Below are 14,084 nucleotides of genomic sequence, written 5' to 3' on the forward strand. Positions count from 1 at the left end.
CCCCGACCGAGCGCGCGGTGAGCGGCGCGCCCGCGGGGGTGGGTAGTTTGCTGCTGACGGCGAAGTGCGCCGGGCCCGTCAGCGGCGGGGGACCGAGGAGGTGCGATGGCAGTCGTCGTGGGCTACGCCGGAAACGACGAGGGGCGAGCGGCCCTGGCCAGGGCGGCCGCGGAGGCCTCCCTGCGTGGCACCTCGCTGCTCGTGGTCGACACCGGCCGCGAGCCGACCCCCGCGGCCGAGCTCGCCGCGGCGCTGGACGCACTCGACGTCGAGCACGAGGTCGTCCCGCCCGGCCCGGTGCGTGATGCTGCCGAGGAGGTCATCGCCGCGGCCGCCGGTGCGGAGCTCGTCGTCATCGGTCTGCGGCGCCGCTCCAGCGTGGGCAAGCTCATCCTCGGCGCCAACGCGACCCGCATCCTCCTGGAGTCGCCCTGCCCGGTCATCACCGTCAAGCCACCCGCTCCCGCGCGGTAGTCGAGCGAGGACCCGAGGGCCCCGGTAGCGAGAGCTGCCGGGGCCCTCTCCGTGTCTCCAGCCCTCGTCCAGTCGTCGTCCAGCCCTCGTCCAGTCGTCGTCCCGTCCTCGTCCGGCCCGCGCCCAATCGGGCGGCAGCGGCTGAAGTGGCGCACCGAACGTCCCGATCGTGGCAGAATGCTTGCCAAGGTCCTCGGCGACGCATGCCCTGTTCCAGCTCGACCGGGAAGCAGGACGGCAGTCCGGACGTTGTGAACCCTGTCAGGGCGGTGCGACCGCCCCTCAGTCCGAGATCCGCAGTCGACGAAAGGCAGTCCGTGTCGTCGGTCTCCACGCCCACGCTCCCGCCGGAGTTCAGCCACCCCAGCCTGCAGGAACTCCTGCGGGTGGGCACCGCGAACGGCTCGGTCCAGGCCGCGTCGCTGCGCACCGCCTGCGAAGACGCGCAGGTGCCCATGAAGCGGATGAAGGCCGTCCTGCGTGCGCTGGAGGCGGCGGAGGTCACCGTCGTCGTCGAGCAGCCGGCTGCGCCCGCCCGCCCGACCCGCGCCAAGAGCGCCCCGCGTCCCGCGGCTCCCGCCCCGGCCGCGCGCAAGGCCGCCACCGCAGCCAGTGACGAGGCCGCTGACGAGCCTCGCCCGGCCCGGGCCGTCGCCGCGGCGGCCTCCCGTCGCGCGGCCTCGGCCACGGCCACGCTGGAGTCCGGCGCGGAGGGCGCCGAGACGCCGAAGCCGCGCGCCGCCGCCAAGCCGAAGGCCAAGCCCGCCGCCAAGCCGGCGGCGAAGGCCGCCGCCAAGCCCGCCGCCAAGGGCGCCAAGCCGGCCACCGATGCCGACGACGAGACCGTCGAGGACGAGACCCCCGAGGATGTCGAGGCGCTCGTCGGTGACGACGTCGAGGCCGACGCGGTCGTCGAGGTCGCCGACGACACCCCCGAGGTCGCCGCTGAGGTCGAGGCGGACGCCGACGAGGAGTCCGACGACGCCGCCCCGGCCGCCGCCAAGGGCGCCAGCGCCGACTCCGACTCCGGCTTCGTCGTCTCCGACGCCGACGACGACGACGCGCCTGCCCAGCAGGTCGTCTCCGCCGGTGCCACGGCCGACCCGGTCAAGGACTACCTCAAGCAGATCGGCAAGGTCGCCCTCCTCAACGCCGAGCAGGAGGTCGAGCTCGCCGAGCGCATCGAGGCCGGACTGTTCGCCGAGGAGAAGCTCGCCTCCGACGAAACCCTCGACCCGGCGTACCGGCGCGAGCTCCAGTGGATCGCGCACGACGGTCGCCGCGCCAAGAACCACCTGCTCGAGGCCAACCTCCGCCTCGTCGTCTCGCTGGCCAAGCGGTACACCGGCCGCGGCATGCTCTTCCTGGACCTCATCCAGGAGGGCAACCTCGGTCTGATCCGCGCGGTGGAGAAGTTCGACTACACCAAGGGTTACAAGTTCTCCACGTACGCCACCTGGTGGATCCGGCAGGCGATCACCCGCGCGATGGCCGACCAGGCCCGCACCATCCGCATCCCGGTGCACATGGTCGAGGTCATCAACAAGCTGGCCCGCGTGCAGCGTCAGATGCTCCAGGACCTGGGCCGCGAGCCCACCCCGGAGGAGCTGGCCAAGGAGCTGGACATGACCCCCGAGAAGGTGGTCGAGGTCCAGAAGTACGGCCGCGAGCCGATCTCGCTGCACACCCCCCTCGGCGAGGACGGCGACAGCGAGTTCGGTGACCTCATCGAGGACTCCGAGGCGGTCGTCCCCGCCGACGCGGTGAGCTTCACGCTGCTGCAGGAGCAGCTGCACTCGGTGCTCGACACCCTGTCCGAGCGCGAGGCCGGTGTGGTCTCCATGCGCTTCGGTCTGACCGATGGCCAGCCGAAGACGCTCGACGAGATCGGCAAGGTCTACGGCGTCACGCGCGAGCGGATCCGTCAGATCGAGTCCAAGACCATGAGCAAGCTGCGCCACCCGTCGCGCTCGCAGGTCCTGCGCGACTACCTCGACTAAGACCGGCGCTCCGGCGAATCCCCCTCCTGCTTAGCGGGAGGGGGATTCGCCGTCCTCGAGCGCTCTGCGGAACGCCGTCTCGGCGTCCAGCAGCACGAGCAGGTCGTCGCTGTCGGGCGTCCAGGCGGGGCCGGCCGGGACGAGCGCCGCGTCGACGCCGGGGACGTGCACGACGACCGCCTCCCCGTCGCGCAGCGGGCCGCGGGCCCTGATCCCGAGGGCCCGGTCCGCAGGGAACGCGCTGGCCGCGCCGTGCGGCAGGGGTGCCTGCAGCGGCACCGCGAGCACCTCGGCGGGCTGGGAGACCGGGTCGCAGACCAGGAGGACGGGTTCACCGTCCGGCGAGCCCGTGAGCGTGGCGAGCGCGGGGCGGTCCGGTACCGCTGCGGCGGCGATGAGCCGCCTGCGGGCGATGACGAGGCGGGAGGTGCGCCAGCCGGCGAGGCCCAGCGCCACAGCGGCCCCGGCGCCGGTCAGCAGCAGGTACCGCGGCAGCCCGTCCCCCGGCCCGTCGATGCGCGCCCAGCCGGGACGGCTGGTGGAGTGGGTGATGCGCACCTGCTCGCCCGCGGGCAGGTCCCGCGTGGTCGCCACCTCGGCCCGGTGCGCGGCCCCCGCCTGGTCCCGGTAGGTGAGCGCGACCTCGTCTGGGACGAACGCCGGACCCTCGACGACGACCTCGCCGGTGCTGGTGGCGACCGCCTGTGCCGTGCTGGTGGTCTCGAGTTGCCACCAGCGCCACGGTGCGGGAGCGGTGAGCAGCACCACGACGCCGAGCCCGAGCACGGGCCACGCCAGTGCCCGCGGAAGGTCCCGCAGCAGCGACGGCACGCCCGGGCCAGCCGGACGGCGCGGGTCCTGCCAGCCCCCGGAGGGCACCTGCCGGTGGGCGTACGGGGCGTAGCGGGCCAGGACCACCGGTGGTGCCTCGACCGTCCGGGCCACGTCGCTCACGGTGAGGGCTGGCAGCTCTTCGAGCGGCGGCGGACCGCTCGGGCACGCGGAGGCCCGCGAGGCTGCCTCCAGCAGAGCCGACCGGCGATCCCTCCGGTCGAGGAGAAGGCCGACAGCCCCGGGTGCGGCGACCAGGAGGGCCAAGACGAGCACGCTGCCGGCGGTCCAGGCGGGGTCGGCTACCTCGTGGGTGAGTGGCGGCGCGAACTCCCACAGGTCCACGGCGGACCCGGCGGGGTCGTCGTTGCAGTCGACTTCCGAGCGCAGTGGCTGTCCGCTCGAGCCGGTCCACGCCACAGCGCAGGCGCCGTCGCCGAGGGGCTCGACGACGTCCGCGCTGACGGTGCGGCCACCGAGCACGAGGTAGGCCCAGCCGAGGAGCCAGAGCGCCGCGAGGGCGAGCAGCACCAGCGGCCAGCGGCGCCGGCGCGGCGGCCCCAGAGGGGCCGTGGACGGCGCTCCGGTAGTGGTGACCTGTGCGGCCGGGCCTGTCGCACTGGTTCCGGTGATGAGGAGCCTCTCGACGAGCAGGGCGGCGTCGGCCGCGTGGAGGGCCAGGCGCAGGTCGTGGCCGTCCGGGTGCCGCAGCTGGACCAGCGCGTCGTCCTGCTGAGCTCCCCGCGGCGGGGGCTCGCTGACGGCGAGGACCCGCACCCCGGCCAGCGGCACGTGGCGGCCGCTACCCGTCCACGAGATCCCGTCCGGGGTCAGGTGCAGGCGCCCGCGCTGCAGCCGGCCGGTCGCCGTGCCCAGCCGTGCGCGGCAGGAGACGCCGTCGCCAGCGGCGAGCCGGGCGCGGCGCCGGTGAGCGCCGCGGGCGCGCACGACCACGACGAGCAAGCTGGCGGCGAGGCCTCCGACGATGATCCACCAGTCCACCCGTGCAGTGTGGCGCCACCGGAACGCGTGTGTGGCAGCTCTGGTGGACGCGACCACGCCGCAGGCCGGGCGAGCTGTCAGGCGGCGGCGTTGAACGCCGCCACGACCCACACGGTGGTGGCCACGAGGGCGAGCGCCAGCTCGACCCCGATGGACAGCAGCACGGTTTTCAGGGCCAGCCGGGTGGAGCGCCACGAGGGTTCTCCGAACCCCAGGCGCGTCGCCTCGGCGAGGTAGAGCCCGACGCAGAAGCCGACGAGCAGGCCGACAACGGGGATGACGAAGATCCCCACGACGCCGGCGAGCGCCCCGATGACGAGGGAGCGCGTGGGCACGCCTGCGGCGAGCAGCCGCTTGCCGGTCCAGACGTACGACGTCCCCCAGCCCACGGCCAGCAGCACCGTCGCGGCGGTGAACACCAGCCAGCCGCCGAGCGTGCCCTGGGCGATCGCCCACACGAGCACGCCGAGCCCGACCAGCAGGCTCCCAGGGAGCACGGGCAGCACGATGCCCGCCAACCCCACGACGACGAGGGCGCCGGCGAGGAGCGTGATCACGCTCATCGCCGGCGCCCTCGGACGCGGGTGGGGCTCAGCGCTCCTCGGCCGGCGCGGAGGCCATGGTGGAGGAGGTGAGCCGGTCGGACTGGTCGTGGATCTCGGCGGCAACCTCGCGCAGTCGCGCAGAGTGTTCACGACCGTGGTGGGCGCAGAACAGAAGCTCTCCGCCGGAGGCTAGGAGGACGCGCACGTAGGCCTGCGCCCCACAACGGTCGCACCGCTCGGCGGCGGTGATGGGCGGAGTCGTCAGGACAGCGGTCACTGTGGCCCCTTCCGAGTGCCTCGTGGTCCGTTCTACTGCTCGGACCGTTGCTGGATGCCGGTTGGCGTCCACCAGTCTCAGCATCGAACCATGGCTTCGTGCTTCCCGGCGGGCGGAACCAACCCTTTCGCCGACCGCGTAACACGTCCGGCTGGCGCCCGAGTGGGCGCCCCAGTGCGGACCTGGGGGCGGACCTGCGAGCGGACCGCCGGTGAACGCCGCCGCGCTGTCGGTAGGCGTCGTTACCCTGGCCGGGTGACCTCGACCCCTCCTCGCCCCGCACCGACGGCTGGTGGTGACTACACCGCCCGCCACCTGTCGGTGCTGGAGGGCCTGGAAGCGGTCCGCAAGCGGCCCGGCATGTACATCGGCTCCACCGACTCCCGCGGGCTCATGCACTGCCTGTGGGAGGTCATCGACAACTCCGTCGACGAGGCGCTGGCGGGGCACTGCACCCACATCGACGTCGTCCTGCACGCCGACGGGTCGGTGGAGGTCCGTGACGACGGGCGCGGTATCCCGGTCGACGTCGAGCCGCGCACCGGCCTCACCGGCGTCGAGGTGGTCTTCACCAAGCTGCACGCCGGCGGCAAGTTCGGTGGCGGGTCGTACACGGCCTCGGGCGGTCTGCACGGGGTGGGGGCCAGCGTGGTCAACGCCCTGTCGGCCCGCCTCGACGTCGAGGTAGACCGCGGCGGTGTGACCCACGCCATGAGCTTCCGCCGCGGTGAGCCGGGCACCTTCGCCGACCCCGCTGTCGGCGGGGCAGTGACCCCTTCACCGACGAGCGCCTTCACCCCGTTCACGGATGCCTCGGAGCTGCGGATCACCGGGAACGTGCGTCGCGGCAAGACGGGCACCCGGGTGCGCTACTGGGCGGACCCGACCATCTTCCTCAAGGAAGCGGCGTTCTCCTACGACGAGCTCGTCACCCGTGCCCGTCAGACGTCCTTCCTCGTCCCCGGGCTGACGCTGGTCATCCGTGACGAGCGTGGCGTCTCCGGTACCCCCGGGCAGGACGGCCCCCACGAGGAGGTGTTCCGCCACGACGGCGGCATCACCGAGTTCGTCGAGCACCTCGCCACCGACCCGCCGGTCACCGACACCTGGCGGTTGCACGGCGAGGGCCGCTTCAAGGAGACCGTCCCGATGCTCGACGAGCGAGGGCACATGGTCAGCCAGGAGGTGGAGCGCGAGTGCGGCGTCGACGTCGCCCTGCGCTGGGGCACCGGCTACGACACGGAGCTGCGCAGCTTCGTCAACATCATCTCCACCCCGAAGGGCGGCACCCATGTCGCCGGCTTCGAGACCGCCCTGCTCAAGGCGCTGCGCAAGGCCATCGCCGACAACGCCCGCAAGCTCAAGGTGGGCGCCAAGGAGGAGCCGGTCACCAAGGAGGACGTCACCGCCGGCATGACGGCGGTCCTCACAGTGCGCCTGGCCGAGCCGCAGTTCGAGGGCCAGACCAAGGAGGTGCTGGGCACCTCGGCGGTGCGCGGCATCGTCGCCAGGGTCGTGGAAAGGGAAGTCGCGGCGCTCTTCGCGGACCCCGCCAAGGGCACCAGGATGCAGACGGCCATGTTGCTGGAGAAGGTGGTCGCCGAGTCGCGCGCCCGCGTCACCGCGCGCCAGCACAAGGAGACCCAGCGCCGCAAGACCGCGCTGGAGACCTCGACGCTGCCCTCCAAGCTCGTCGACTGCCGCAGCAACGACGTCGAGAGGTCGGAGCTGTTCATCGTCGAGGGTGACAGCGCTCTCGGCACCGCCCGTCTTGCGCGCTCCAGCGAGTTCCAGGCGCTCCTGCCCATCCGCGGCAAGATCCTCAACGTCCAGAAGGCGTCCATCGCCGACATGCTGCGCAACACCGAGTGCGCCGCGATCATCCAGGTGGTGGGCGCCGGCTCCGGGCGAAGCTTCGACCTCGAGGCCGCCCGGTACGGCAAGGTCATCTTCATGGCCGACGCCGACGTCGACGGCGCGCACATCCGCACGCTGCTGCTCACGCTGTTCTTCCGCTACATGCGGCCGATGGTCGAGGCAGGCCGGGTCTACGCCGCGGTGCCGCCGCTGCACCGGGTGGAGGTCATCGGCAGCGGCAAGGCCAAGAACGAGTACGTCTACACCTACTCCGAGGCCGAGCTGCAGAGCACCTTGGCGCGCCTGAAGCAGGCCGGTCGCCGCTGGAAGCCCGACATCCAGCGATACAAGGGACTGGGCGAGATGGACGCCGACCAGCTGGCCGGTACCACGATGGACCCTGCGCACCGCACGCTGCGGCGGGTGGGCATCGCCGACGCTGCCGCGGCAGAGCGCGTCTTCGAGCTGCTCATGGGCAACGACGTCGCGCCCCGTAAGGACTTCATCGCCGAGGGTGCCCACGCGCTCGACACCGACCGCATCGACGCCTGACCAGCTCCGGACCAGCTCCTCGTCAGCTCTTGGACTGCATCTGACCCTCGCCCGACCGGGCGAGACGCGACCTTGTTACGGCTGGGTTGCGGAGTTGCCTGAGGCGTGTTCTCGGCTGGCGGGACCAAGATCGTCGGTCCACTCTGGCGCGATGGCGACGACGACGAGTGCGCCCGTGCAGGGCGAAGCCGGTGAACCCGAGCTCAAGCGGGCCATCGGCACGAAGCTCCTCTTCCTGTTCATCATCGGTGACGTCCTCGGGACCGGCATCTACGCCCTCACCGGTCAGGTGGCCTCCGAGGTCGGCGGCGCTGTGTGGATCCCGTTCCTCGTGGCGTTCGCGGTGGCGATGCTCACCGCCTGCAGCTACCTGGAGCTGGTCACCAAGTACCCGAAGTGCGCCGGCGCGGCGCTCTACACGCACAAGGCGTTCGGCGTGCACGTGCTGACGTTCATGGTCGCCTTCACCGTCATGTGCTCGGGCATCACCTCGGCGTCCACGGCGTCGCGGGCGTTCTCCTCCAACAGTCTCAAGCTGTTCGGGGTCGAGACGCCCGGTGCGCTGGTCGTCACGGTGGTCGCCCTGGCGTTCATGCTCCTCGTCGCCGCCATCAACCTCCGCGGCGTCGGCGAGAGCGTCAAGGCCAACATGGTGCTCACCCTCATCGAGCTGTCGGGCCTGCTCATCGTCATCGCGGTGGGCGCGTGGGCGCTGCTCGGCGGACAGGGCGACCTGTCCCGCGCCGCCTCGATCGACCTCGCCTCCGACCAAGCCCCCTTCACCGCCATCACGGCGGCGACGGCCCTGGCGTTCTTCGCGCTCGTGGGCTTCGAGGACTCGGTGAACATGGCCGAGGAGACCCACGACCCGATCCGCACGTTCCCCAAGGTGATGTTCCTGGCGTTGGGTACCGCCGGCGTCCTCTATCTGCTCGTCGGCGTCATCGCCGTCGCCGTCGTCCCCCTGGACGCCCTGTCCGAGGGCGACACGCCCCTGCTGCAGGTGGTCTCCGCGGGCGCTCCGAACTTCCCGATCGGGATCTTCGCTCTCATCACGATGTTCGCGGTCGCCAACTCGGCGCTGCTCAACATGCTCATGGCGTCACGCCTGCTGTACGGCATGTCGCAAGAGGGCGTGCTGCCTCGCTTCCTCGGGCGCGTCCTGCGTGGCCGACGCACCCCGTGGACGGCCGTGGTCTTCAGCACGTGCCTGTCGCTCATCCTCATCAGCGTGGTCTCTGCGATCGCCGCGGCCGACCCCGGCTCGAAGGTGGTGAGCAACCTCGGAGGTACCACCTCGCTGCTGCTGCTCGCCGTCTTCAGCGTCGTCCACATCGCGGTGCTGGTGCTGCGCCGCGACCGCGTCGACCACCAGCACTTCAAGGCCCCCACGGTGCTGCCGTACATCGGCGCCGCGATCTGCCTCTACCTCGTGACGCCGCTGACTCCGCGCGAGCCGATCCAGTATCAGATCGCCGGTGCGCTGCTGACGCTCGGGTTGGTGCTGTGGTTCTTCACCTGGCTGTCGCGCCGTCGCAAGGGTCTGGACACCCGCGTCGACGACCCCGCCCGCCTGGGAGGGTGACGGCCGGCCGCGACCCCGAGGGGTGCGCGTCGGGCGCCGGCTGGATAGCGTTCCCGCGCGTGAACACCACCGACGTCCCCGAGCCGCAGTCCCCGGGCGTGACCTGGCGGCCTCTGCGCGAGCGGGACCTGACCCGGTGGCACACGCTGACGCAGGCGATCGAGGCCGTCGACGCTCCCGCCGAGCGGTATACCGAGGACGACCTGCGCGACGAGCTGCTGGCGGGCTCGTGGAAGGACCCGGCCCACCGCTCCATCGCCGCCGAGGACGCCGATGGTGCTCTCGTGGCGTTCGGGCTGGTCGACGTACGACCCGGTGACGTGAGCACGGTGCGGGCCTCGTTGTGGGGCGGGGTGCACCCCGACCACCGCGGACGCGGCCTGGGGCGCGAGCTGCTGACCTGGCAGTGCCGCGTCGGGCGCCAGCTCATCGCCGCCGCGCACGGCTCGGCACCCGGCGAGCTCGTGCTCCACAGCGATGAGCGCCTGGCCGACAGGTCCGCCCTGGCACGGGCTGCCGGCTTTTCGGTGCGCCGTTACCACCTGGTGATGCGCCGCCTCCTGAGCGGAGCAGGCGCATCACCCGTGCCGCAGGTCGACCTGCCCGACGGCTACCGGATGGTCCCGTGGTCGCCGGACCTCGACGAGCAGGTGCGCCTCGCGCACAACGAGGCATTTGCCGATCACCGCGGCAGCGAGCCCCGCAGCCGCGAGGACTGGCAGCGGTGGGTCAGCGGCCACCGCGACGCCCGCACCGACTGGAGCTTCGTCGTGCTCACCGACGGTCCGGATCCCGAGGTGGCCGCCTACACCGTGGCCTTCGCGTTCGAGCAGGACTGGGTCGACGGGGTCAAGGAGGGCTGGACCGGTCTGCTCGGTACCCGGCGAGCGCACCGGCGCCGCGGCGTGGGCGCCGCCTTGCTCGCGGCGAGCCTGCGGGCCTTCCAAGCGGCGGGGATGGATGCAGCTGGGCTCGACGTCGACCGGGAGAACCCCAGCGGCGCTCTCGGGCTGTACGAGCGGCTCGGCTACGCCCCCCAGCAGGTCGAGGTGGTCTGGGGCCTGGCCGTCGAGCGGTGAGCCTCAGGCCGTGGGGCCGCCGCCGCTGCCGTCGTCGCCGTCGGCAGGCGCGGAGCTGCCGGCGATAGCCGTCAGCGCCCCGGTCAGAGGCACCCCGGAGCCGTCTCGCCGGCCGGTCGGCGCGGGCAGCTGCACCGGCGAACCGGTGGCGGAGGAGCCTCGCGCCGGTCCGGGGCCGACCCAGGCCAGCGCCAGCGATCCCTCGCCCCGCAGGAACCGGTGGCACCTCACGCCACCCGTGGCGCGGCCTTTCGGCGGGTACTCCTCGAAGGGGGCGACCTTCACGCTGACTCCCGGCGCGCCCGGCAGCGCCCCCTCCGCGGCGGCCACGGTCACGACCTCCGTGCGAGCCGCATCGGCCGCGCTGATCGCGCTGAACGACACCACCCGCTCACCGGCGGTGACGCGCACCCCGGCCATGCCTCGCGCGGGGCGGCCCTGCGGCCGGACCAGCGACGCGCTGAAGCGCAGCAGCTGCGCGTCACTGGTGACGAACACCAGCTCCTCCGTGCCGGTCGTCAGCCACGCCGCACCGACCACCTCGTCGGTGTCGTCCAGACCGATGACCTCCCAGGAGTCGCGAGCTCCCCACGGCTCGGCCGCCACACGCTTGACCACGCCCTGCGCGGTGGCCAGTGCGAGGCCGGCGCCCTGGCCGTCGCCCGGCTGCGGTGTCAGCGGCACGAGCGCCACGACGTCCTCGCCGGAGTCGAGGGTGACGAACTCGCGCAGCGGTGCCCCACCGGACAGGCTCGGCGCCCCCGCTGTCGGCGGAAGCACCGGGGTCTCCACGACGCCGACCCGCAGCACGCGGCCGCGCGAGGTCAGCGCGCCGACGTCGCCGCGCGCCGTCGTCCTGACGGCGCTGCGCAGCACGTCGTGGTTGGTCCGCGGGCCCCCGCCGGTGAGCTCCGGTCCGGCCGTCCGGGCGAGCAGCCCGGTGGCCGACAGCAGCACCCAGCACGGTTCGTCGGCGACCTGCAGCGGCACCGCGGCCCGCACGGGGGCGGCGCCGGCCTCCAGCAGCACGGTGCGGCGCGGGTCTCCGTGCTCGCGCGCCACCTGCGCCAGCTCGTCGGAGACGGTCTCGCGCTGAAGCTGCTCGTCGGCCAGGAGCGCCTCCAGCTCGGCGATCGCCGCGAGCAGCTCCTCGCGCTCGGTCTCCAGCTCGATCCGCGAGAACCGCGTCAGGCGCCGCAGCCGCAGCTCGAGGATGTGCTCGGCCTGGAGCTCGGAGAGCGTGAACGTCTCCATCAGGCGGGTACGCGCCGCGGCGCCGTCGTCGGAGGTCCTGATGACCTGGATCACCGCGTCGATGTCGAGGACGGCGATCAGCAGGCCCTCCACGAGGTGCAGCCGCTGCCGCCGCCGGGCCAGGCGGTGGGTGCTGCGCCGGCGCACCACCTCGAGGCGGTGGTCGATGAACACCTGCAGCAGCTCGCGCAGCCCCAGCGTGCGGGGCTGCCCGTCGACGAGGCAGACGTTGTTGATGCCGAAGGAGTCTTCCAAGGGCGTCAACCGGTACAGCTGCTCCAGCACGGCCTCCGGTTGGAAGCCGGTCTTGACCTCGACGACGAGGCGCAGGCCGTGCTCGCGGTCGGTGAAGTCGTCGATGGCGGAGACGCCCACGAGCTTCTTCGCGGAGACGGCGTCCTTGACCTTCTCGATCACCTTCTCGGGGCCCACCGTGTACGGCAGCTCGGTGAAGATGATGCCCTTGCGGCGGGCGGTGAGGTCTTCGATGCGCGCCGTCGCGCGGGTGCGGAACGTGCCACGCCCGGTGGCGTACGCCTCGCGGATGCCCTCCAGCCCCACGATCCGACCGCCTGAGGGAAGGTCCGGCCCGGGAACGAAGCGCATGAGGTCGTCCAGGGACGCGTCCGGACGCGCAATGAGGTGCCGCGCCGCCGCCACGACCTCACCCAGGTTGTGCGGCGGCATGTTGGTGGCCATGCCCACCGCGATGCCGGACGCACCGTTGACCAGCAGGTTCGGGATGGACGAGGGCAACACTGACGGCTGTGTCGAGGAGTTGTCATAGGTGGGGACGAAGTCGACGACGTCCTCGTCGAGGCCGTCCACCATGGCCGTCGAAGAGACCGCCATGCGGACCTCGGTGTTGTGGTTGACGAAGCCACCGGCGAGGAAGGAGTGGTCTGCGCTCTGCACACGGAGGGAAAAGACTGCTTCGGTGCCGTCCGGGACCACCGAGTCGACGGTGACGTACCGGTACCCCGGGTCCATGACAGCGCTGACGACGGCGCGGACCTCCGGGTCCTTGAGCTTGTGGAGGAGCAGCGGGCGCTCCGCCTGCCAGCGCTCGTACCTGTCGAGGTTGTGGTTGAGGAGCCACTTCCGGCCGGTGCCCCGCCCCTGACCAGCTGGGAGCACTTCTTCAAGGTACTGGCGCACGTAGGGCGCGTGGTCTCGGGAGAGCCGGTGAGTGGTGCTGGTGAGTGACTCGATGCGGCGGGCCAGGCGTTGCTTCTTGGCGGTGAGGAAACCGATCCGGTGGTGGAAGGCAAGAAGGTTGTGGCGCCCGGAAATAATGAGTCGGATCTCCCCGCGCTTCTCGTTGCGCCAGAGGCGTGCGCTCACGCCGAATTCGAGGAGCATCTCGAGCATTTCCTCGGCAAGCTGTTCGCTGAACGTCGTGTACTGGACTGAGACGCCGTCGTTGGGGCCGTTGGCGATGCTCCCGTCGCCCTCGAAGGCCGCCATGAGGAACGCGCGCTTGGTGCCTGGACCATCGGTCCATACGTAGTCGGGGATGGACTTGGCGTTCGCCTTGGCCTCGATCAGGGTCTTGAGTGGACTGTCCGCGAAGAAGTCCGTGTTCTGGATGTCGATCTCCTGGATCACCTTGCCCGAAGGCAGGGTGCGCGCCGTCGTGTAGCGCGGGCCGCCGACGACTTCGTCGTAGGCCCGCAGGACGTGGCGGAAGAACTCGGCATCGGTGTTGTTGAAGCCAGCCCGCTTGGTGCTAGCCCAGCCCTCGCTGACCCACCCTCCAGCAAGAACACCTCGGTTCCACTCGTCAGGCGTGGGGACAGCTGTCGTCCAAGCGTTTCGCGCCAGCGCGACGACAGTTCCCGGCTCCAGCTCATCGAGCCGCATCCACTGGAGGACCGGGACCCCGAGGATCGGAACCAGACACAGGACGGGGTGGTTGCCCGTCCCCCTCAGGACGTGCCCGCTGTCAGTGGTGACTTTGAAGACTGGGTGGAACCCCGAATGGAAGAGCCGGTCAGCGGTGACCCGCTTGCCGTCCTTGTCCAGGACTTCGAGTTCGACGTCCTGGTCGCTGTTGGGCCCGACATCGCAGAGGTCGCCAATACGAGGGCTGGAACCGTCTGCCAGACGGACTCGCGTGTTGGCCGTGACGCAGTACCGGCTCGCGGCCGGGCCGTCGTCCAATGATCCAAAGTTTCCGTGGCCGTCGACCAGGGGCAGCCGCAGGGAGAAGTCTTGCGCCATGCGGACGAGCGCGTCGTAGATGGCGGTGTCACCGTGCGGGTGCAGGCGCCCCATGACGTCACCGACCACACGGGCGCTCTTGACGTGCGCGCGGTCGGGTCGTAGGCCCATCTCGCCCATCTGGAACAGGATCCGGCGCTGCACGGGCTTGAGGCCGTCACGGGCATCGGGCAGGGCGCGCGAGTAGATGACGGAGTAGGCGTACTCGAGGAACGACGTCCGCATCTCCTCGTCGACGTCGACGTCGACGATCCTCCCCGTGGGCGGCTGCGTGCCGTCGGAGGACGGCGGAGTGCTGCGACGTGCCATGCGCGCATTGTCCCGTGCGCCACCGACACCCCGGGCGGCAGTGGCGCAGCTCGCCCCTCGCCGGAGTTATCCACAGCCCCTTGTGTGGACGATGAC

9 protein-coding genes are annotated in these 14,084 nt (G+C 71.7%); 5 read left to right on the forward strand and 4 right to left on the reverse strand.

Features of this window, described 5'->3' with window-relative positions:
* Positions 1-105 precede the first annotated feature (105 nt).
* The gene (locus tag BXY45_RS17530) at positions 106-474 is read left to right on the forward strand and encodes a universal stress protein (RefSeq protein ID WP_109775821.1); all 369 of its coding nucleotides are present in this window, start codon (positions 106-108) and stop codon (positions 472-474) included.
* 317 nt (positions 475-791) lie between these two features.
* On the forward strand, positions 792-2,474 hold the full coding sequence (locus tag BXY45_RS17535; protein WP_281270617.1) for an RNA polymerase sigma factor: 1,683 nt from the start codon (positions 792-794) through the stop codon (positions 2,472-2,474).
* A 30-nt stretch (positions 2,475-2,504) separates the two neighbouring features.
* On the opposite strand, the gene BXY45_RS17540 is transcribed toward BXY45_RS17535, so the two are convergent.
* From BXY45_RS17540 to BXY45_RS17550, 3 genes are all read right to left on the reverse strand, one after another.
* Complete coding sequence (locus BXY45_RS17540; RefSeq protein ID WP_109775823.1) at positions 2,505-4,307, reverse strand: hypothetical protein; 1,803 nt, start codon at positions 4,305-4,307, stop codon at positions 2,505-2,507.
* Positions 4,308-4,384: 77 nt separating this feature from the next.
* On the reverse strand, positions 4,385-4,870 hold the full coding sequence (locus BXY45_RS17545; RefSeq protein WP_109775824.1) for a DUF456 domain-containing protein: 486 nt from the start codon (positions 4,868-4,870) through the stop codon (positions 4,385-4,387).
* Between the two features lie 28 nt (positions 4,871-4,898).
* A complete protein-coding gene (locus BXY45_RS17550) occupies positions 4,899-5,129 on the reverse strand; it encodes a DUF7455 domain-containing protein (RefSeq protein ID WP_109775825.1) in 231 nt (76 codons plus the stop codon).
* Between the two features lie 255 nt (positions 5,130-5,384).
* Between BXY45_RS17550 and BXY45_RS17555 the strand changes: the two genes are divergently transcribed.
* The 3 genes from BXY45_RS17555 to BXY45_RS17565 all read left to right on the forward strand — a co-directional run bounded on the left by BXY45_RS17555 (position 5,385) and on the right by BXY45_RS17565 (position 10,202).
* Positions 5,385-7,538 (forward strand): DNA gyrase/topoisomerase IV subunit B, encoded by a 2,154-nt coding sequence (locus tag BXY45_RS17555; RefSeq protein WP_245961897.1) that lies wholly within the window; start codon positions 5,385-5,387, stop codon positions 7,536-7,538.
* A gap of 151 nt (positions 7,539-7,689) precedes the next feature.
* Positions 7,690-9,123, forward strand: a complete 1,434-nt coding sequence (locus BXY45_RS17560) for an APC family permease (protein ID WP_109775827.1) — start codon at positions 7,690-7,692, stop codon at positions 9,121-9,123.
* A 59-nt stretch (positions 9,124-9,182) separates the two neighbouring features.
* Positions 9,183-10,202 carry a GNAT family N-acetyltransferase gene (locus tag BXY45_RS17565; RefSeq protein WP_146211251.1) on the forward strand — a complete coding sequence of 340 codons (1,020 nt, stop codon included), beginning with the start codon at positions 9,183-9,185 and terminating at the stop codon, positions 10,200-10,202.
* A gap of 3 nt (positions 10,203-10,205) precedes the next feature.
* Here the strand turns inward: BXY45_RS17565 and BXY45_RS24330 are convergent, their stop codons facing one another.
* Positions 10,206-13,988: a DNA gyrase subunit A gene (locus tag BXY45_RS24330; protein WP_109775829.1), complete on the reverse strand. Its 3,783-nt coding sequence runs from the start codon at positions 13,986-13,988 to the stop codon at positions 10,206-10,208.
* Between the last annotated feature and the right edge of the window lie 96 nt (positions 13,989-14,084).

Source organism: Quadrisphaera granulorum, assembly GCF_003149145.1.
Taxonomy (GTDB): domain Bacteria; phylum Actinomycetota; class Actinomycetes; order Actinomycetales; family Quadrisphaeraceae; genus Quadrisphaera; species Quadrisphaera granulorum.

Coding starts and splice junctions, on each gene's coding strand:
- BXY45_RS17560 (WP_109775827.1), top strand. CDS start 7,690: ATGGCGACGACGACGAGTGCGCCCGTGCAGGGCGAAGCCGGTGAACCC.
- BXY45_RS17545 (WP_109775824.1), bottom strand. CDS start 4,870: ATGAGCGTGATCACGCTCCTCGCCGGCGCCCTCGTCGTCGTGGGGTTG.
- BXY45_RS17530 (WP_109775821.1), top strand. CDS start 106: ATGGCAGTCGTCGTGGGCTACGCCGGAAACGACGAGGGGCGAGCGGCC.
- BXY45_RS24330 (WP_109775829.1), bottom strand. CDS start 13,988: ATGGCACGTCGCAGCACTCCGCCGTCCTCCGACGGCACGCAGCCGCCC.